The organism is Amycolatopsis sp. lyj-23 (assembly GCF_046549135.1).
Lineage (GTDB): Bacteria > Actinomycetota > Actinomycetes > Mycobacteriales > Pseudonocardiaceae > Amycolatopsis.
On the sequence record NZ_JAJPWN010000022.1, the window covers coordinates 185,810 to 203,645 of the forward strand.

A 17,836-nucleotide genomic window follows, 5' to 3' on the forward strand; every position below is an offset into this window, starting at 1 on the left:
GGTCGCGGCGGGTTGCGCAAACACCCCCCGGAGTGTCGTGATCTGGGTCACTCCATCAAGTGGACGATCAAGGAACCCTGATGTCGCAATGCGTTCAACCCGTTGTGACACTGGGGAGTCGGTAGACCCGCTCGGCGGTGGTCCGGACCGCTTCGGCGACTTCGTGGACAGCTTCGCCCCTGAGCGCCGCGAGGTGACGGACGGTGTAAGCGGCGCCGAACGGCTCGTTCGGCCGCCCACGGAACGGGTGGGGGGTCAGAAACGGCGCATCGGTCTCGACGAGGTACTGGTCCGGCGGGCAGAGCCGGGCCGCCTCGTGGAGGCCCTTCGCGTTCTTGAACGTCACCGTGCCGGCGAAGGAAAGGACATACCCCGCGTCGACGCACTTGCGGGCCATTTCCGCGTCGCCGGAAAAACAATGGAAAATTACGGCATCCGGCGCACCCTCTTCGGCCAGGATGCGCAGCACGTCGTCGTGGGCCTCGCGGTCGTGGATCATCAGCGGCTTGTCCAGCCGCTTCGCAAGGTCGATGTGCCAGCGGAACGCCTCCTGCTGGGCGTCGTGCGGCGAGTAGTCCCAGTAGTAGTCGAGGCCGGTCTCGCCGACGGCGACCACCCGGTCGGCCGCCGCCAGGCGTTCCACCTCGGCCCGCTCCGCCTCGCCGAACTCCTTGGTCCGGGTCGGGTGGATCGCGACCGCGGCCCAGACCCGGCGGTCCCAGTTAGCGGCCTCGGTGGCCCAGCGGGCCGAGGCGAGGTCGTCCGCCACCGTGACGACGCGGGCGACGCCGGCGCGCTCGGCGCGGTCGACCATGGCCGTGACATCGGCCGCGGTGACCGCGCCGCACGCGTCGAGATGGGTGTGCGCGTCCACCACCGATACCGGGAGCCGGTCCGGGACCGGCGGCAGCTCGCGCTTCTCGTCACCCATGCAATACCTCTAGTCCTTCGTGATCGGCGCCCACTCCGGGCCGGTTTCGCCGAGCGCCGGGTCGAGCTTGGTGAACAGCGGCGACGGCTTCTGCAGGGGCTTGCCGACCTCGATCGGCGTCGACGCCCACTTCGCCTGCTCGGCCGCGTAGTCACCGGTCAGGATCGGGTTGACCCGGCCGGCGACGTCGAGGTCGTCGACCTCCTTGAGCTCCGGCTGGGCGGCCCACACGCCGGTGCCGCCGAGTGCCTCGTGCACCTTCTGCGCCGAGTGCGGCAGGAACGGCGTCAGCAGCGTGTTGGCGTCGCTGACGACCTGCAGCGCGGTGTGCAACACGGTGTCGCGCCGCGCGGGGTCGTCCTTGAGCTTCCACGGCTCCTGGTCGGAGAGGTACTTGTTCGCCGCGGTGACGACCTTCATCGCCTCGCTCGCCGCCAGCTTGAACCGCGACCGGGCCAGGTGCGCGCCCGCGGTGTCGAACGCCTTGCGGGACAACGCCTTCAGCTCTTCGTCGGCCGCGGTCGGGGCCTCCGGGCGCGGGATGGCGCCGACGTTCTTGTGCGCCATCGAGATGGACCGGTTGACCAGGTTGCCCCACTCGTTGGCCAGCTCGAAGTTGGTCCGGCGGACGAACTCGTCCCAGGTGAAGTCGGTGTCCTGGGTCTCCGGGCCGGCGACCGAGATGAAGTACCGCAGCGTGTCCGGGCCGAAGTCGCGCAGGAAGTCCTCGACGTAGATCACGCGCCCGCGCGAGGTCGAGAACTTCGAGCCGCTCATGGTGAGGAACTCGCTGGAGACGATCTCGTCCGGCAGGTGCAGTTTCCCGTACTTGCCGGGCTCGCCGCCCTTGTCGCCCTCGCCGTTGTGGCCGAACAGCAGGGCCGGCCAGATCTGGGCGTGGAAGGTGATGTTGTCCTTGCCCATGAAGTAGTAGGACCGCGCGTCGGCGTTGTTCCACCACTCCTGCCAGGCGTCCGGGTTGCCGGAGCGCCGCGCCCACTCCACGCTGGCCGAGAAGTACCCGATCACCGCGTCGAACCAGACGTAGAACCGCTTCAGCGGCTGGTCGCGCCAGCCGTCGAGGGGGATCTTGACGCCCCAGTCGAGGTCGCGGGTGATCGGCCGCGGCCGCATGTCGTCGATCAGGTTCTTGGTGAAGTTCAGGACGTTCGGGCGCCAGTCGGTCTTGGTCGACAGCCAGTCGCCGAGGGTCTTGGTGAACGCCGGCAGGTCGAGGAAGTAGTGCTCGGTCTCGACGAACTTCGGCGTCTCGCCGTTGATCCGCGACTTCGGGTTGATCAGCTCCGCGGCGTCGAGCTGGTTGCCGCAGTTGTCGCACTGGTCGCCGCGCGCGCCGTCGTACCCGCAGATCGGGCAGGTGCCTTCGACGTAGCGGTCGGGCAGCGTGCGGCCGGTGGACGGGCTGATCGCGCCACGGGTCGTCTTGGGCACGACGTAGCCGTTGCGGTGCAGCGCCAGGAAGATCTGCTGCGTCACCTCGGCGTGGTTGCCGGTCGTGGTCCGGGTGAACAGGTCGTAGGAGAGGCCGAGCCCCTGCAGGTCGGTGCCGATCTGGCGGGTGTACTTGTCCGCCGTCTCCTGCGGGGTCGAGTTCTCCTTGTCCGCCTGGACGGTGATCGGGGTGCCGTGTTCGTCGGTGCCGGACACCATGAGCACCCGGTTGCCGGCCATTCGCTGGTAGCGGGAGAAGACGTCGGACGGGACGCCGAATCCGGACACGTGGCCGATGTGGCGGGGGCCGTTGGCGTAGGGCCAGGCCACCGCGGTCAACACAGGGGTGCTCATACCTTATTAGCCTACGGAGGGCGTCACGCGCTTTGTCGGGAGGGAGGCCCCGGTTGTCGACGACACGCCTGCTGGTGCTCGGGGTGGTGCGGATGTACGGCCGCGCGCACGGCTACCAGGTGCGGCGCGAGCTGTTGAGCTGGTCGGCGGACAAGTGGGCCAACGTCCAGCCGGGGTCGATCTACCACGCGCTGAAGAAGATGAGCGCCGAAGACCTGCTGGAACAGGTCGACGTCGAGCCGGGCGCCGGCCCGGACCGCGTCGCCTACCGGCTCACCGAGGACGGCGAGCAGGAGTACCAGGTGCTGCTGTCGAAGGCGCTGTCCGACCCGTCGCTCAACCACCCGGACCTGTCGGCGGGGATCTCGCTGATGACGTCGTTCCCCCGGGCCCGCGTGATCAACCTGCTCCGGCACCGGCTCGTGCACCTGGAGGCCGAGCAGCGGCAGGCCCGGATGATGCTCGAAGAGGTGAAAGCGAGCATGGAGCTGGGCACGCCGGAACACGTCGGCGAGCTGTACCGGCTGTGGGGCGGCATCACCGACGCGAGCCTCAACTGGCTCCAAGGCTTGATCGCGCGGCTCGAAGCGGGCGAGTACGTGATGGCTGATGAGCGTGAGGACGCCTTCGGCACACCCCCGGCCTGGTAATCAAGTTTGACTAGCGCACCTTTCTCGGGCACGCTGTGCGCCTCAGCTAGTCAAGGTTGACTACCTTTCGAGAGGGGTTCTTCATGATCACGGCACGCGGTCTCGAGCGGCGGTTCCGCCGCAGAGGCCGCACTGGGGGCGAAGTACACGCGGTGAAGGGCGTCGACCTCGACGTCGAAGCGGGCGAGCTGGTCGGCTTCCTCGGGCCCAACGGCGCCGGGAAGACGACCACGCTGCGCATGCTGACCACGCTGCTGAAGCCGACCGCGGGCACCGCGACCGTGGGCGGCTGCGACCTGCTGGCCGATCCGCTGGGCGTGCGCAAACGCATCGGGTACGTCGCCCAGGGCGGCGGTACCGCGCCCGAAAGCAAGGTCGCCGACGAACTGGAGCTGCAGGGCAGGCTCTACCGGATGAGCAAGGCCGCCGCAATCGCGCGCGGCGCCGAGCTCGCCGAGCAGCTGGACCTGACCGGGCTGGAGCAGCGGCCGGCCAAGACGCTCTCGGGCGGCCAGCGGCGGCGGCTCGACATCGCACTGGGGCTGATCCACTCGCCGGGGCTGGTGTTCCTCGACGAGCCGTCGACCGGCCTGGACCCGCAGAGCCGGGCCAACCTGTGGGACCACATCCGCCGGCTGCGCGCCGAACAGGGGGTCACGGTCTTCCTGACCACCCACTACCTCGACGAGGCCGACGCGCTGTCGGACCGGCTGATCGTCATCGACGACGGCCGGATCGTCGCCGAAGGGACGCCGGACGCGCTGAAAGCCCGGGTCAACGGCGACCGCGTCGAGGTCGGCGTCGACCCCGAGCAGGCCGCGGACGCCGCGGAGATCGCGGGCCGGCTCGCGGGCGCGCAGGAGCTGTCCGTCGACGGCGGGGAGGTCCGGTTCCGGGTGCCGCGCGGCGACGTCGCCCTGCCGGAGCTGCTGCGGGCGCTGGACGCCAAGGGCATCGCGATGCTCTCGGTCCAGGTCCACCGGCCGACGCTCGACGACGTCTTCCTGACGCTGACCGGGCGTTCCCTGCGGGAAGCGGAGGAGGCCGGCCGTGCTGCGTGACACCTGGCTGATCTTCCGCCGCGAGATGACCGCGGCGCTGCGCAACCCGACCTGGGTCCTGATCGGGGTCATGCAGCCGCTGCTGTACCTGTTCCTCTTCGGGCCGCTGATGGTGCGGACGGTGCAGGACCAGGGCCTGTCCGAAATGGACGGCTGGATGCTGCTGACGCCGGCGCTGATCGCCCAGCTGGCGCTGTTCGGCAGCTCGTTCGTCGGGTTCGGGCTGCTGGCCGAGTTCCGCTCCGGCGTCGTCGAACGCTTCCGGGTGACGCCGGTCAGCCGGGTCGCGCTGCTGCTGGGCAAGGTGCTGGCCAGCGCCCTGCAGGCGGTGGTCCAGGCCGTGCTGATCATCGTGCTGGCGACCCTGGTGTTCCCGCTCGACGCCCCCGCCGGCGGCGTGCTGCTGAGCCTGGTGATCGTGTTCCTGCTGGCGGTGTCGCTGGCGTCGTGCTCGTACGCGCTGGCGTTGACGCTGAAGAGCGAGGAGACGTTCCCGGCCCTGCTCAACGCGGTGCTCATCCCGCTGTTGCTGCTGTCGGGGATCCTGCTGCCGATCACCGCCGGGCGGGCGCCGGACTGGCTCTACACGGTCTCGCGGATCAACCCGTTCCGGCACGTCGTCGACGTCGAGCGGAACAGCTTCAGCGGCGACTTCTCGATGGACGCCCTGTTCACCGGCAGCGTCGTGGTGCTGGTGATGGCGTTGTTGTCCCTGTGGTGGGGAACACGCACCTTCCAGAAGGAAAACGCCTGATCAACCGCGCGTGTGTTCACTGCGGGTCCGCTCCCGGCGACGTATGGTGTGCTCTCCACCGACGCGCCGGGGGCGGACCGTGACAGAGCCGGAGAGTGAGCTCGGCATTTCGCTGTCGCACCGCGAGCGCGTGACCGACTGGCAGGCCGTGCGCGCCGCCCAGACCCGGTTCGTGTCGGTGACGATCAGCGAGAACGTCAACTGGAGCAATTCCGCCGCCGAGCGCAACCTGACCGGCGCGCAGGAGGCCGGGCTGCACGTCGGCGGGCGGCACTACGCACGGCCCGGCGCGGTGCACGACCAGGCGGACTTCTTCGTGCGGACGGCCAGCAGGCTGGGCGCGTTCGCCCCCGGCTCGCTGGCGCCGGCGCTGGAGGTGGCGGCGCCGAGCGTCGACGACCGGTTCGTCAAGGCGTGGATCAAGCACGTCCGGCACGCGGCGCGCATCGAGCGGGTGCTCGTCTACGCCGACTACGACTGCTGGCAGCACCGCCTGCACCCCGACCGCTGGGCCGACAGCGAGGTCGTGCTGTGGCTGGTCCGGCACAACGGGATCCCGGGGCGGGCGGGCTGGTTCCACTCGCGACTCGGGGTGCACCAGCACGCGTACGCCCCGGACGTGCCCGGCATCGCCGCGCCGGTGGAGCAGAACGCCGTCGTGTACCCGTTCACATTGGGTGACCTGCTGCTCTGACGTGTGGTGGTATGTCGCCATGCGCGTGACGAGCACCCCGATCCGGACGGATCTCACGCCCGCGCGCGCTTTTTCGGTACTCGCTCACCACGCCGCTTCCCGCGGGTTGCCGCCACCGGCGATGCTGTCGGGCGACTGGTTCTCCGCCCAGGCGGTGATCGCGCCCTCGCTCGCGGTGGTCCCGGCTGAGTTCCCGTCCGGTGCGGACGTCGACGCCCCGCCGGGCGTGATCGGCGGCGGGTGGTTCGGGTACCTCTCGTACGACTCGGCGGACCCGTCCGGCCGGACCGGCGCGCTGCCCGCGTCGGCGTGGGGCTGGGCGGACCACGTGCTGCGGTGGTCCGCGTCCGGGACGTGCCACCTGGAGTCCCTCGACGGCGGCGGGCCGTCGGTGTCCACAATGGAGTCGCTGCTGGCCGCCCCGGCGCCGGCTTCGGCGTGGACGGCGGGGCCGTTGCGGCGTCCGCTGCCTTCGGAGCACCGGGACGCGGTGAAAGCGTGCGTGCACGCGATCGAGGCCGGCGAGCTGTTCCAGGCGAACATCTGCTCGCGGTTCACGGGTTCGTTCTCGGGGGCTTCCGCCGCCTTGTTCGCGGCCGGGGTTTCTTCGTTGTCCCCGCGCCGGGCGGCGTTCTTGTCCGGCTCGTGGGGGTCGGTGGTCTCGTTTTCGCCGGAGTTGTTCCTCGCCCGGCACGGGCGTTCGGTGCGGTCGACGCCGATCAAGGGGACGCTCCCCCGGCGCGGGCCCGCGGACGACGGCAACGCGGTGTTGCTGCGTCAGTCGGTGAAGGACGTCGCGGAGAACGTGATGATCACCGACCTGGTCCGCAACGACCTCGGGCGGGTGTGCTCCGTCGGGTCGGTGACGGTGCCGTCCCTGCTGCGGGTCCGCCCGGCGCCAGGGGTCTGGCACCTGGACTCGACGGTGACGGGGGTGCTGCGCCCTTCGGTTTCGCACGCGGAACTGCTGGCGGCGACGTTCCCGCCCGGCTCGGTGACGGGCGCGCCGAAGATCCGCGCGCTGGACCTGATCGCGTCCTTGGAGCCCTGCGGCCGCGGGGTGTACACGGGCGCGATCGGGCTGCTGTCACCGGTGGCCGGGCTGGAGCTGAACGTCGCGATCCGGACGTTCGAGATCGCCGACGGCACGGTGTCACTGGGTGTCGGCGGCGGCATCACGGCGGATTCGGACCCGGAGGCGGAGTGGCAGGAGTGCCTCCACAAGGCGGCACCCCTGGAACGCCTACTTGCCGGGGTCGAGCAGTAGCTTCCCGACGGTCTTGCGCGAGCGGAGGGCCTCGTGCGCGCCGCGGGCGTCCGAAAGCGCGTACTCGCCGCCCGGGATCGCCTTGAGCTTGCCTTCTGCGACGAGCTCGAACAGCTCGGTGAGCGCGGTCCCGAAGACGTTGCCGGGCAGCCGGAAGACGTGGGGCAGCCACATGCCGCTGATGGTGGTGCTGTGGCCGAGGATGTTGCGCAGCTCGACGGGCTTGGGGTTCTCGCGGCCGGCCATGCCGTAGAAGGCCAGCCGCCCGAACGGCGCGAGGGCGGCGATGCTCTGGTCGGTGGTGGCCCCGCCGACCATGTCGAGCACGACATCGACCCGGCGGCCACCGTTCGCCTCGAGGAGGGCGGCGGTCATGTCGTCCGAGCGCGAGTCGACGGCGACGTCCGCACCGAGCTCGAGGGCGAGGGCGCGCTTCTCGTCGCTGCTGGCGGTGGCGATGACGCGCCCGGCACCCCAGGCCTTGGCGAGCTGCACGGCCACGGTCCCCACCCCACCGGCGGCCGCGTGCACGACGACCGATTCGCCCTTTTCGAGGTGGGCGTTCTTCTTCAGCAGGACCCAGGCGGTGGTGCCCTGGACCAGCATGGAGAGCGCGGTGAGGTCGTCGATGCCGTCGGGAAGGGGGAAGGTGGTCGCTGCCGGGGCGACGGCCTTCTCGGCGTACCCGCCACCACCGTTGAGCAGGGCGACCACCCGCTTGCCCTGGTGGGTGCCGACCACTTCACCGCCGGGCACCAGCGGGAGCTTGCTGGGTGCGAGGTAGGAGTTCTCGGCCTGGTGGGTGTCGGCGTAGTTGACGCCGATGCGCTCGACGTCGATGAGCACCTCCCCGGGCCCGGCCACGGGATCGGGCAGCTCGACGGGGACGAGCACCTCGGGGCCGCCGAACTCGGTCACCTGCACTGCACGCATGTCGCTGTCCCTCTCCGTACTTGGGTGTGAGACATTCTGGCATATGTCTCAGGAGTTCGAGCGGGCGCGTGAGTGGTTCCTGTCCGGCCGCCGGGTGGACATGGGCGAGCTGGCGGAGGAGCTGTCGATCAGCCGGGCAACACTGCACCGCCGGGTCGGCTCCCGGGACCGCCTGCTCGGAGAGATCTTGTGGTCGCTCTCGTCGGCTTCGATCGCCCGGCTGTGGCCTTCGTGCGTCGGCCGCGGCGCGGCGGGAGTGGCGGACTTCGTGAGCGGGTATGTCCGGTTCGCGAACGACTCACCGCCGTTCCGGGACTTCTTGCGCCGTGAGCCGGAGCGAGCGTTGCGGCTGTTGACGACGCGGGCAAGCGTTTGCCAGCAGAGGACGACGGCCCGGCTTGCGGATCTGCTGGCCGGGGAGGTGGCAGGTGGGCGATTGGAGCCGCCCTTGCCAGTGGCGGATTTGGCTTATCTGCTGGTGCGGATCGGGGAGTCGTTCGTGTACACGGACGTGATCACCGGGGATGCGCCTGATGCGGAGAAGGCGCATGCCGCGGTGACCGCGTTGTTGACGTGAGGGCGGAGGAGCCGTGTAGTCGCGACTCAATTCCGCGCGCCTTGATCGGCGCGCTCGCCAGGTCAGCGGATCAGCGTGAGGTCCGGATCCCACAACGCGTCGACGCGACCGTCCCAGTCCGGAATCACTCCGGCGAGCGAATGGCCGGCTGAACCGCCGATGTCCGGATAGGCGAACCACCCGAGCTCCCCACCCAGAGGCAGATCGGCCTCCTCCGCATGGCGGACACCACCCAGGAAGACGACGACCTCGAGCGCCGACCCGACGTCGGCCTGCGGCCGCGCGACGACGACAACGGGCTCCTCGTCGCCCAGTTCGACACTGATATCCGGCAGTGCACCCCGGCGGGGTGTCCACTTGATCCGGGTGTCAGGTAAGGCCGCCACGGCCGTACCCGGCAGCCGCTGGAGCGTCCAGTCGAGTGGACCGGCGCCGTCGAGCAGGTGCCAGCGTTCTCCGCCCGGCCCGTTGGCCCAGCGCTCCAGCAAGATGATCGATCGGCCGGTACTGCACAACTGCTGCACCTCCGGCAGGAACCGGTCGCCGAGCGTGCCGAGCACCCCGTCGTCCATCTCGAACCACGCCCAGTCACCGGTCTGGTACACGTGCAGCCCGAAGCGCAGAGCGGACTCCGCGATCTTCCCTTCGTCGGCTTGCACCGAAAGGTAGAAGTCGGTCTCGACGCTGAGAGTCAGAGCGTCGCCGGCGCACAGCACGCAGGAGACGTCGCCGATCCGGAGCATGCGGCGGACGAGCTTCAACGCGGTTTCCGAATCGACCACCAGGCCACTTCGCAACACCGGAACCCACGGAGGCAGCGACTTCGTCATCATGGGGGCTCGGATCACGAACTCGGTAACGCCGCACGCGGTCGTCAGCGCCCGGACGAAGTCCACATAAAGGTCCTCGACCCGGTAGTACTCGGTGGGCGAGAGCACTTGACCCGCGAACCGGCCGCCGATGTCGTCGTTCGACGTCCAGTCCTCGACATCCCCCTGGTGTGCCGCCTCGTCGTACTTGGCGACGAGCACCGTCATTCGCCCACCTGTCGCCACTGGGCCTCGAGCTCCTCGTTCCCGAAGTTCTCGAGCACCCCGTTACCCGGGCGATTCGCGAAGGAATCGATGTCCGCCAGGGCATCTTCGACGATCCCCGCGAGGGCAGGGTCGTCAGCCAGCTCGTGCAGCCTGCCCAGCAAAGCCGGACCGACCTCGCCGTCCAGGCGCGCGACGTGCCCGGCGCAGGTGACCGCCAACGCCCGGACCTGCTCGTCGACTCCGGGATCCAGGCACTCCAGGATGAAATCCTGAAGCCAGCGCCTGTCCGGCTCGTCGTAGGTGAGTTCGAGCAACGCGTCCGTCGCTTCCTCGACATTCCCCCTTCGGACGAGCTCGACCATTCTCGAATGCCACACCTCTTCGATCATGTCAGCCGCCCGCGGCAACCGGCCTTCGCCTGCGAGGTACCTCGCTCGGTCACCTGGTCGCCTTGCGGGCCGCGAGCACGGCGTCGTAAAGCTCCTTTTTGGACACTCCCGCCGCCTCGGCGACCTCCGCCGCCGCCGACTTCAAGCGCTCTCCCGCCTCCACGCGCGAGGTGACCTCCGCCACCAGGTCAGTCACCGCGACCTCCCGTGGCTCCGCCCCGGACAGCACCACCGTGATCTCTCCCCGGACCCCATCAGCGGCCCACGAAGCCAGCTCGGCGAGCGTGCCCCGCTTCACCTCTTCGTACGTCTTCGTCAGCTCGCGGCACACCGCCGCCCGTCGCGAACCGCCCAACACTTCCACCGCGTCCGCCAGCAGGGATCCCAGCCGGTGCGGGGACTCGAAGAACACCGCCGTCCGTGGCTCGTCGCGCAGGGCCGACAGCCACTTCGCGCGCTCGCCCGGCTTGCGCGGCGCGAAACCCTCGAAACAGAACCGGTCGCACGGCAGACCGGACAGCGCCAGCGCCGTCGTCACCGCGGACGGTCCCGGCAGGCACGTCACCGGCAGGTCCTCCGCGACGCAGGCCGCTACCAGGCGGAAGCCCGGGTCGGACACGCTCGGCATGCCGGCGTCGGTCACCAGGACCACCGACTCGCCCGCGTGCAGCGCCTCCAGCAGCTTCGGCAGGCGTGCCGACTCGACGTCCTCGTAGAAGCTCACCACCCGGCCGCGCGGGGTCACCTCCAGCGCGGAGGCCAGCGAGCGCAGCCGGCGGGTGTCCTCGGCCGCGATGACGTCGGCCTCCGCCAGCGCCGAGGCCAGGCGCGGGGAAGCGTCGCGGACGTCGCCCAGCGGGGTGGCGGCGAGGATCAAACGGCCGGAAGTCACCCGGCCAGCCTAGGCTGATCAGCGGATCCGCCACGACGTGCGCCCCGTTCCGCCCGTAGGATCGCCCCGTGACCGCCGTGCTGACCCGTCCCGACGACGAAAGCGTCCGGCCGGACCCGGTCGAGGCGCTCCGGCCGCCCACCGACCGCGAACTGACCCTGCTCGGCCGCGGCATGCCGGCCGACCGGCTGCGCGGGTGGGTCGTCACCCTCGTGCTGACCCTGATCGGCGGCATCGTCCGCCTGCAGAACCTCGGCGACCCGACCGACAAGGGCAGTCCGGTCTTCGACGAGAAGCACTACGTGCCGCAGGCCTGGCAGGTGCTGCGCAACGGCGGTTACGAGGACAACTACGGCTACGAACTGGTCGTCCACCCGCCGCTGGCGAAGCAGCTGATCGCGATCGGCGAATGGCTGTTCGGCTACAACGGCTGGGGCTGGCGGATCATGCCCGCGCTGGCCGGCACGCTGCTCATCTTCCTGACCATCCGGGTCGCCCGCCGCCTGACGCGCTCGACGCTGCTCGGCGGCATCGCCGGCATCCTGGTGATCAGCGACGGCGTCCTGCACCTGCAGTCGCGCATGGGCATGCTCGACATCTTCATCGCGCTGTTCGTGCTCGCCGCGTTCGCCTGCCTGCTGGTCGACCGCGACCAGGTGCGCGAGCGGCTCGCGACGGCGGTCCGCGAGGGCTGGGTCAACGAGTCCGTGTGGGGTCCGAAGCTCGGGTTCCGCTGGTGGCGGTTCGCGACCGGCCTGATGATCGGGCTCACCTTCGGCGTCAAGTGGTCGGCGCTGTACTACATCGTCGCGTTCGGGCTGCTCTGCGTCGGTTTCGACGTCGCGGCGCGGCGCGCGGCCGGTGTCGAACGGCCCTGGCTGGGCACGCTCCGCCGGGACGTGCTGCCGGCGCTGTGGGCGATCCTGGTCATCCCGTTCCTGATGTACTTCGCCGCGTACTGGGCCTGGTTCGCCAGCGAAACCGCGACCGACCGGCACTACACGGAGATCAAGGACATCGCGCCGGGCTTCTGGTCGTGGATGCCGCCGGCGCTGCGTTCGCTCGGCGACTACACGGCGAACGTCCTGCACTTCCACGAAACGCTGGTCACACCCAAGGACAACCCGCACCCGTGGGAGTCGAAGCCGTGGACGTGGCCGATGGGCCTGCGACCGATGCTCTACAGCTACAACGGCGAGGTCACCGGCTGCGGCGAGGCCCGCTGCATCAGCGCGACGATGCTGATCGGCACGCCGGCGATGTGGTGGCTGGCGATCCCGATGCTCGGCTGGGCGGCCTGGCGCTCGATCTTCCGCGCGGACTGGCGCTACGCGGCCGTGCTGGTCGGCTACCTCGGCGGGTACGTCTTCTGGTTCACCAACATCGACCGCCAGATGTACTTCTTCTACGCGACCCCGCTGGCGGCGTTCCTGGCGCTCGGGCTGACGCTGTGCCTCGGCCAGATCCTCGGCAGCGCCCGGCGCGGGTTCGAAAGACGCGGGACCGGTCTGCTCGTGGTGTCGCTGTACGTCGGGCTGGTGGTGGCGAACTTCGCCTGGCTGTGGCCGATCCTGAACGGCATCGCGATCACGAACGGCCAGTGGGAGGCCGAACGCTGGCTGCCCTCCTGGCGGTAGTCAGCCCGCGAAGTACGCACCCGGCGTGACGCCGACGGCCCGCCGGAAGGCCGCGACGAACGCGCTCGCCGAGCTGTACCCCACGCGGCGGGCCACCGTCTCGATCGGCGCACCCTGGGCCAGCAGCGGCAGTGCCGCACGCAGCCGCACCTGCGTGCGCCACGTCCCGAACGGCATCCGGCAGTCCCGGACGAAGATCCGCGCGAGCGTCCGCTCCGCCGCGCCGACGTCCCGGCCGAACTCGGCCAGCGTGCGCGGGTCCGCCGGGTTCGCCAGCACCGCCCGCTCGACGTCGCGGGCGCGCGGGTCGGACGGCGACGGCACCACGATCGGCACGACGTCCAGGGGTTCCAGCAGGTCGAACGCCACGGCTTCGGCGCGCAGCCGGGCGTCGGACGCGACGCTGTCGCCGGTCAGGTACTCCAGCAGCTCCCGCAGCAGCGGCCGGACGGCGACCATCCGCGGCTGCGGCCACGACACCGGCGACCGCGCCGCGTCGGCGTAGATGCCGCGCAGCTGCGCCCGCCCGAGCGCGCCCGTGCGGTGGCGGACGCCGGCCGGTATCCAGAGGGCCCGGGTCGGCGGCAGGACCCAGCCCGCGTCGCCCACCTTGACCGCGACGACGCCGCGGGCCGACCAGACCAGCTGGTGCGCCGGGTGCTCGTGCCACGGGAACCAGGTGCCCGCGGGCAGGTCGAACGCCCCGAGCAGCATGGCTTGGCTGGTTGGCGACATCGGTTGGCAGCGTATCGGCTACCGGTCACCCGCGCACCGCCCCTAGCGTCGGGCGCATGCCGATGAACCTGATCCACCGCAAGATCTGCAGCTCGGACAAGTGGGCCGCGACGGTCGAAGAACGCCTGACGCCGTGGCTGGCGCAACGCGACCTCGGCGACGACGTCCTCGAGATCGGCCCGGGCTTCGGCGCCACCACGAACGTGCTGCTCAAGGCGATGCCGAAGCTGACGGTCCTGGAGATCGACCACGCGTCGAGCGAGCTGCTGCGGGCGAAGTACGGCAACCGCGCGGAGGTCGTCGAGGGCAGTGGCGCGCGGATGCCGTTCGAGGACGGCCGCTTCTCCGCCGTCGTGTGCTTCACGATGCTGCACCACGTCCCGACGGCGTCGCTGCAGGACGCGATCTTCGCCGAGGCCGCGCGGGTCCTGCGCCCGGGCGGCACGTACTGCGGCAGCGACGGCCAGCTGAACCTGAAGTTCCGCCTGCTGCACATCGGCGACACGATGAACGTCATCGACCCGGCGACGTTCCCCGCGAGACTCGAGAAGGCCGGGTTCGCGCAGGTCGACGTCCAGGTGGAACCGAAGCAGCTGGTGATCTTCTCGGCCGTGAAGCCCGGTTAGCGGCGGGGCAGCTGGCTCCCGGGCTGCCGCGGCACGACTCGCGTCACCGGGCCGTCGGCCGACTTGCCCGCCCGGGACAGCCACCCCTCGACCTCGCGCCGGACGGCGTTCAGCGTCGGGCGGCGGCGCGGCTCCGGGTCCAGCGAAGCCGCCAGCAGCCGCGCGTGCGCACTGCGCTGCGGCAGCCGCGACACCGGCTCGGCCCGGGCCGCCGCCATCAGCGCCGCCATCGGGGTCTCGCGCGTTCCTCGCGGGGGCTGGCCGGACAGCGCGTAGCTGATCGTCGCCGCCAGCTGCCACGCGTCGGACGCCGGGGACGCCGGGGAGCCCATCGCCTGCTCCGGGGCGACGAAGTCGGGCGTGCCGATCATCATCCCGGTCGCCGTCATCTTCGAATCGCCCTGGCTGCGGGCGATGCCGAAGTCGATCAGGTGGGCCAGGCCGCTCGGGTCGAGGACGATGTTCGACGGCTTGATGTCGCGGTGCAGGACGCCCTTCTCGTGCGCCGCCGCCAGCGCGCCCGCCATCGTCGCCCAGAGGCGGCCCGCGGCGACGTCGTCCAGCGGACCCTGCCCGTCGACCAGCTCGGCCAGCGGGCGGCCCTCGAGGTACTCCATCACCAGCGCCAGGCCGTCCGGCTCCTCGGCCAGGTCGTACACCTTGACGCAGTTCGGGTGGCTGACCACGGCGAGCGCGCGGGCCTCGCGTTGCATGCGCTCGGCGGTGTCGCGGTCCGGCGCGTGCGCGATCTTCAGCGCGACCGTGCGGTTCAACTGGGTGTCGACGGCCTGCCAGACCGTGCCGAACCCGCCCGCGCCGAGCTGCCTGACGCGGCGGTAGCGGCTGCCGCCGGCGTTGCGCGAGCCGGGCGGCGGCGGGATCGGGCCGGGAGCCGCGGCCAGCATGCCGCCCGGCGGGGACGGTGGCTCGGGCGCGGACGCCAGGGCCGTCTTCGGGTACGGGCGGTTGACCGGGCGCGGCGGCGGAGGCGGCGGGGTCGGGCGCGGCTGGACCTGCGACGGCGGCGGGCCCTGCGGTTCGAGTTCGCGCCGCGGCGGCGGCGTGTCCGACCGGTCCGACCGGTTGATCACCGACCACGGCGGCGGGCCGACCATCGCGACCGGGATCAGGCCCAGCACGCTGAACGGCAGGAAGCCCAGCCAGAAGTGCAGCGCGGTGTTCGCCTCCATGCCGACGCTGAACACGAGCATCGCGGCGAACGGGATCCAGAAGAGCCGCGACGGCCACTTCGGACCGCGGCGGAAGGCCGTCCGCCCCTGCAGCATGACGAAGAACAGCGAGCCGGCGCCCAGTACGGCGAACGCCAGCAGGTAGACGAAGAACGGGATCTCCTTGCCGTGCTGCGAGGAGAACACGTCGAAGACGGTCTGGCCGCCGCCCAGGTACTCCCGCTGGTTGTCGACCCAGCAGCCGCCGGCACCGTTCAGCGTCGAGAGCTCCGTCGCGGACAGCCCGGTCTTCTCCTTGGCGTACGCCGCGCGGTAGACGCCGGAGACGCCGTTGGAGAGCAGCCACGGCATGACCAGCGCGCTGAACAGGCCGATCGCCGCGAAGACGCCCAGCGTCGTGGCGTCGTAGCGGTTGCCGGTGCCCTTCCGGATGATCGACACGGCGACCGCGCCGATCGGCGGGAGCAGCGCGACCAGCGCGCCGGCCGCACTCGTGGCCCAGACCCAGTCGCCGGGGCAGAAGCCCGGGCCGAACAAGGAATGGGCTAGCGAGAGCAACGCGCTCGCGAGTCCGTTCACCGCCGGGCTCCCCTCACTGTCTGTGTCCACTTCGTGCCGTCACGCGGCGTTTCCCCGCGGTCCAGCTTAGGACGCTCCCGGGCTCCCCGAGGTTGCCGGGTCTTTCCGCGAGGCATCCGGCGCGCCCGCCGCGCCCGCGCCATGATGGTGATCGGCGGAACGTCCGACGCGAAGGAGCGGAGCATGGGCGCGTACTCCGAAGCCTACCGGCGCAGCCTGGCCGAGCGGGACGCGTTCTGGCTGGCCGCGGCCGAGTCGATCAGCTGGACCCGAGCGCCGGAGCGGGCACTGGACGACACCCGCCCGCCCTTCTACCGGTGGTTCCCGGACGGCGAGCTGAACACCTCGTACAACGCGCTGGACCGGCACGTCGAGGCCGGCCGCGGCGGCCAGGCCGCGCTGATCTGGGACTCCCCCGTGACCGGGCGGGCTCGCACCTACACCTACGAAGAGCTCCGGGACACCGTCGCTCGCTTCGCCGGGGCGCTCAGCTCGCTGGGGGTCACGAAGGGCGACCGGGTGATCGTCTACCTGCCGATGGTGCCGGAGGCCGCGATCGCCATGCTGGCCTGCGCGCGGATCGGGGCGGTGCACTCGGTGGTCTTCGGCGGGTTCGCGCCGAAGGAGCTGGCCGCGCGGATCGAGGACGCGAAACCCAAGGTCATCCTGGCCCCCTCCTGCGGCATCGAGCCGACGCGGATCGTCGAGTACCAGCCGATCATCGAGGCCGCGCTGGGGATGACCGAGCACCAGCCCGACCACGTCGTCATGCTGCAGCGCGAGCAGGCGCGGGCCACGGCGGGCCGCCACTTCGACTGGCGCGACCTGGCGGCGGGCGCCGACCCGGCCGACCCGGTGCCGGTCGCGGCGACCGATCCGCTCTACATCCTCTACACGTCCGGGACGACCGGAAAGCCGAAGGGCGTCGTCCGCGACACCGGCGGCCACGCCGTGGCGCTCGCCTATTCGATGGACGCCGTCTACGACGTCCACGCCGGAGACGTCTGGTGGACCGCCTCCGACGTCGGCTGGGTCGTCGGGCACTCCTACATCGTGTACGCGCCGCTGCTGGTCGGCGCCACGACGGTCATGTACGAGGGCAAGCCCGTCGGCACGCCGGACGCGGGCGCCTTCTGGCGGGTCATCGCCGAGCACGGCGTCCAGGCGCTGTTCACCGCGCCGACCGCGCTGCGGGCCGTCAAGAAGGTCGACCCGGACGCCCGTGAGCTGCAGAAGTACGACCTGGAGCAGTTCCGGACGCTGTTCATGGCCGGCGAGCGGCTCGACCCCGAGACCTACCACTGGGCGCACGAGAAGCTCGGCGTCCCGGTCGTCGACCACTGGTGGCAGACCGAGACCGGCTGGCCGATCGCCGCCAACCCGCGCGGCCTGGAACCGATGGACGTCAAGGCGGGGTCCGCGACCAAGCCGGTCCCCGACTGGGACGTCCGCGTCCTCGACCAGGCCGGCGAGGAGCTGCCGCCCGGGCGCGAAGGCGCCATCACGGTGAAGCTGCCGCTGCCGCCGGGATCGCTGCCGACGCTCTGGGGCGACGACGAGCGGTACCGCGAGGCCTACCTCTCGCGCTACGAAGGCCACTACCTGACCGGCGACTCCGGCTACTTCGACGAAGACGGCTACCTGTTCGTCATGGGCCGGACCGACGACGTCATCAACGTCGCCGGGCACCGGCTGTCGACCGGGTCGATGGAGGCCGTGCTGGCCGCGCACCCGGCGGTCGCCGAATGCGCGGTGATCGGGGTGGCCGACCAGCTCAAGGGGCAGCTGCCGCGCGGGTTCGTGGTGCTGAAGGCGGGCGCGGACGTCGACGCCGGCCGGCTGCGCGACGAACTCGTGGCGATGGTGCGCCGGGACATCGGCCCGGTCGCGGCGTTCCGTGACGTGTCCATTGTGGACGCTTTACCGAAGACGCGGTCGGGCAAGATCCTGCGCAAGACGATGCGGGCGATCGCCGACGGCCGCGAAGAGGCGGTGCCCTCGACGATCGAGGACCCGGGCGTCCTGGACGCGATCCGGGCGGCCCTTCGTTAAGAGTTGTTCCAAATGCCGCGGCTGGT

At 70.9% G+C, this 17,836-nt stretch carries 17 protein-coding genes; 9 read left to right on the plus strand and 8 right to left on the minus strand.

The window, feature by feature from the left end:
• Positions 1 to 94: 94 nt before the first annotated feature.
• Both ACLJPY_RS42655 and metG read right to left on the minus strand, forming a co-directional pair.
• A complete protein-coding gene (locus ACLJPY_RS42655; protein WP_410596674.1) occupies positions 95 to 931 on the minus strand; it encodes a TatD family hydrolase in 837 nt (278 codons plus the stop codon).
• A gap of 9 nt (positions 932 to 940) precedes the next feature.
• Positions 941 to 2,737 carry a methionine--tRNA ligase gene (metG, locus tag ACLJPY_RS42660; RefSeq protein ID WP_410596675.1) on the minus strand — a complete coding sequence of 599 codons (1,797 nt, stop codon included), beginning with the start codon at positions 2,735 to 2,737 and terminating at the stop codon, positions 941 to 943.
• 53 nt (positions 2,738 to 2,790) lie between these two features.
• Between metG and ACLJPY_RS42665 the strand changes: the two genes are divergently transcribed.
• From ACLJPY_RS42665 to ACLJPY_RS42685, 5 genes are all read left to right on the plus strand, one after another.
• Complete coding sequence (locus tag ACLJPY_RS42665) at positions 2,791 to 3,387, plus strand: PadR family transcriptional regulator (protein ID WP_410596676.1); 597 nt, start codon at positions 2,791 to 2,793, stop codon at positions 3,385 to 3,387.
• An 83-nt stretch (positions 3,388 to 3,470) separates the two neighbouring features.
• Positions 3,471 to 4,448, plus strand: coding sequence for an ATP-binding cassette domain-containing protein (locus ACLJPY_RS42670; RefSeq protein ID WP_410596677.1), 978 nt, complete (start codon positions 3,471 to 3,473; stop codon positions 4,446 to 4,448).
• Positions 4,438 to 5,202, plus strand: coding sequence for an ABC transporter permease (locus ACLJPY_RS42675; protein ID WP_410596678.1), 765 nt, complete (start codon positions 4,438 to 4,440; stop codon positions 5,200 to 5,202). The genes ACLJPY_RS42670 and ACLJPY_RS42675 overlap by 11 nt, the downstream gene beginning before the upstream one ends.
• 79 nt (positions 5,203 to 5,281) lie before the next feature.
• Positions 5,282 to 5,896, plus strand: coding sequence for a glycoside hydrolase family 25 protein (locus ACLJPY_RS42680; protein ID WP_410596679.1), 615 nt, complete (start codon positions 5,282 to 5,284; stop codon positions 5,894 to 5,896).
• A gap of 19 nt (positions 5,897 to 5,915) precedes the next feature.
• Entirely contained in the window at positions 5,916 to 7,163 is a 1,248-nt protein-coding gene (locus ACLJPY_RS42685) for an aminodeoxychorismate synthase component I (protein ID WP_410596680.1), read from the plus strand.
• On the opposite strand, the gene ACLJPY_RS42690 is transcribed toward ACLJPY_RS42685, so the two are convergent.
• Positions 7,140 to 8,096 carry a quinone oxidoreductase family protein gene (locus ACLJPY_RS42690; RefSeq protein ID WP_410596681.1) on the minus strand — a complete coding sequence of 319 codons (957 nt, stop codon included), beginning with the start codon at positions 8,094 to 8,096 and terminating at the stop codon, positions 7,140 to 7,142. The genes ACLJPY_RS42685 and ACLJPY_RS42690 overlap by 24 nt on opposite strands.
• A 43-nt stretch (positions 8,097 to 8,139) precedes the next feature.
• Between ACLJPY_RS42690 and ACLJPY_RS42695 the strand changes: the two genes are divergently transcribed.
• Positions 8,140 to 8,673 carry a QsdR family transcriptional regulator gene (locus tag ACLJPY_RS42695; protein WP_410596682.1) on the plus strand — a complete coding sequence of 178 codons (534 nt, stop codon included), beginning with the start codon at positions 8,140 to 8,142 and terminating at the stop codon, positions 8,671 to 8,673.
• Positions 8,674 to 8,735: 62 nt separating this feature from the next.
• Here ACLJPY_RS42695 and ACLJPY_RS42700 read toward each other — a convergent pair whose 3' ends face one another.
• The 3 genes from ACLJPY_RS42700 to rsmI form a co-directional block, all read right to left on the minus strand.
• Positions 8,736 to 9,710 (minus strand): hypothetical protein, encoded by a 975-nt coding sequence (locus tag ACLJPY_RS42700; RefSeq protein ID WP_410596683.1) that lies wholly within the window; start codon positions 9,708 to 9,710, stop codon positions 8,736 to 8,738.
• Complete coding sequence (locus tag ACLJPY_RS42705; RefSeq protein ID WP_410596684.1) at positions 9,707 to 10,072, minus strand: hypothetical protein; 366 nt, start codon at positions 10,070 to 10,072, stop codon at positions 9,707 to 9,709. Before ACLJPY_RS42705 ends, ACLJPY_RS42700 begins: the two co-directional genes overlap by 4 nt.
• Positions 10,073 to 10,148: 76 nt before the next feature.
• On the minus strand, positions 10,149 to 10,991 hold the full coding sequence (gene rsmI, locus ACLJPY_RS42710) for a 16S rRNA (cytidine(1402)-2'-O)-methyltransferase (protein ID WP_410596685.1): 843 nt from the start codon (positions 10,989 to 10,991) through the stop codon (positions 10,149 to 10,151).
• 68 nt (positions 10,992 to 11,059) lie between these two features.
• On the opposite strand from rsmI, the gene ACLJPY_RS42715 reads away from it, so the two are divergent.
• A complete protein-coding gene (locus ACLJPY_RS42715) occupies positions 11,060 to 12,628 on the plus strand; it encodes a dolichyl-phosphate-mannose--protein mannosyltransferase (protein ID WP_410596686.1) in 1,569 nt (522 codons plus the stop codon).
• On the opposite strand, the gene ACLJPY_RS42720 is transcribed toward ACLJPY_RS42715, so the two are convergent.
• The gene (locus tag ACLJPY_RS42720; RefSeq protein ID WP_410596741.1) at positions 12,629 to 13,342 is read right to left on the minus strand and encodes an AraC family transcriptional regulator; all 714 of its coding nucleotides are present in this window, start codon (positions 13,340 to 13,342) and stop codon (positions 12,629 to 12,631) included. It abuts the gene before it with no gap.
• Between the two features lie 77 nt (positions 13,343 to 13,419).
• Here ACLJPY_RS42720 and ACLJPY_RS42725 point away from each other — a divergent pair, with 77 nt between their 5' ends.
• Complete coding sequence (locus tag ACLJPY_RS42725) at positions 13,420 to 13,989, plus strand: class I SAM-dependent methyltransferase (protein WP_410596687.1); 570 nt, start codon at positions 13,420 to 13,422, stop codon at positions 13,987 to 13,989.
• Here the strand turns inward: ACLJPY_RS42725 and ACLJPY_RS42730 are convergent.
• Entirely contained in the window at positions 13,986 to 15,758 is a 1,773-nt protein-coding gene (locus ACLJPY_RS42730) for a serine/threonine-protein kinase (RefSeq protein WP_410596688.1), read from the minus strand. The genes ACLJPY_RS42725 and ACLJPY_RS42730 overlap by 4 nt on opposite strands.
• 141 nt (positions 15,759 to 15,899) lie before the next feature.
• On the opposite strand from ACLJPY_RS42730, the gene ACLJPY_RS42735 reads away from it, so the two are divergent.
• Complete coding sequence (locus ACLJPY_RS42735) at positions 15,900 to 17,810, plus strand: propionyl-CoA synthetase (protein WP_410596689.1); 1,911 nt, start codon at positions 15,900 to 15,902, stop codon at positions 17,808 to 17,810.
• Positions 17,811 to 17,836: the final 26 nt, after the last annotated feature.

Excerpts from the sequence above, each read along its gene's own strand:
- ACLJPY_RS42700 (WP_410596683.1), bottom strand. The coding sequence starts at position 9,710 with ATGACGGTGCTCGTCGCCAAGTACGACGAGGCGGCACACCAGGGGGAT.
- ACLJPY_RS42725 (WP_410596687.1), top strand. The coding sequence starts at position 13,420 with ATGCCGATGAACCTGATCCACCGCAAGATCTGCAGCTCGGACAAGTGG.
- ACLJPY_RS42720 (WP_410596741.1), bottom strand. The coding sequence starts at position 13,342 with ATGCTGCTCGGGGCGTTCGACCTGCCCGCGGGCACCTGGTTCCCGTGG.
- metG (WP_410596675.1), bottom strand. The coding sequence starts at position 2,737 with ATGAGCACCCCTGTGTTGACCGCGGTGGCCTGGCCCTACGCCAACGGC.
- ACLJPY_RS42685 (WP_410596680.1), top strand. The coding sequence starts at position 5,916 with ATGCGCGTGACGAGCACCCCGATCCGGACGGATCTCACGCCCGCGCGC.
- ACLJPY_RS42705 (WP_410596684.1), bottom strand. The coding sequence starts at position 10,072 with ATGGTCGAGCTCGTCCGAAGGGGGAATGTCGAGGAAGCGACGGACGCG.
- ACLJPY_RS42735 (WP_410596689.1), top strand. The coding sequence starts at position 15,900 with ATGATGGTGATCGGCGGAACGTCCGACGCGAAGGAGCGGAGCATGGGC.
- ACLJPY_RS42670 (WP_410596677.1), top strand. The coding sequence starts at position 3,471 with ATGATCACGGCACGCGGTCTCGAGCGGCGGTTCCGCCGCAGAGGCCGC.
- ACLJPY_RS42655 (WP_410596674.1), bottom strand. The coding sequence starts at position 931 with ATGGGTGACGAGAAGCGCGAGCTGCCGCCGGTCCCGGACCGGCTCCCG.
- ACLJPY_RS42695 (WP_410596682.1), top strand. The coding sequence starts at position 8,140 with ATGTCTCAGGAGTTCGAGCGGGCGCGTGAGTGGTTCCTGTCCGGCCGC.
- ACLJPY_RS42690 (WP_410596681.1), bottom strand. The coding sequence starts at position 8,096 with ATGCGTGCAGTGCAGGTGACCGAGTTCGGCGGCCCCGAGGTGCTCGTC.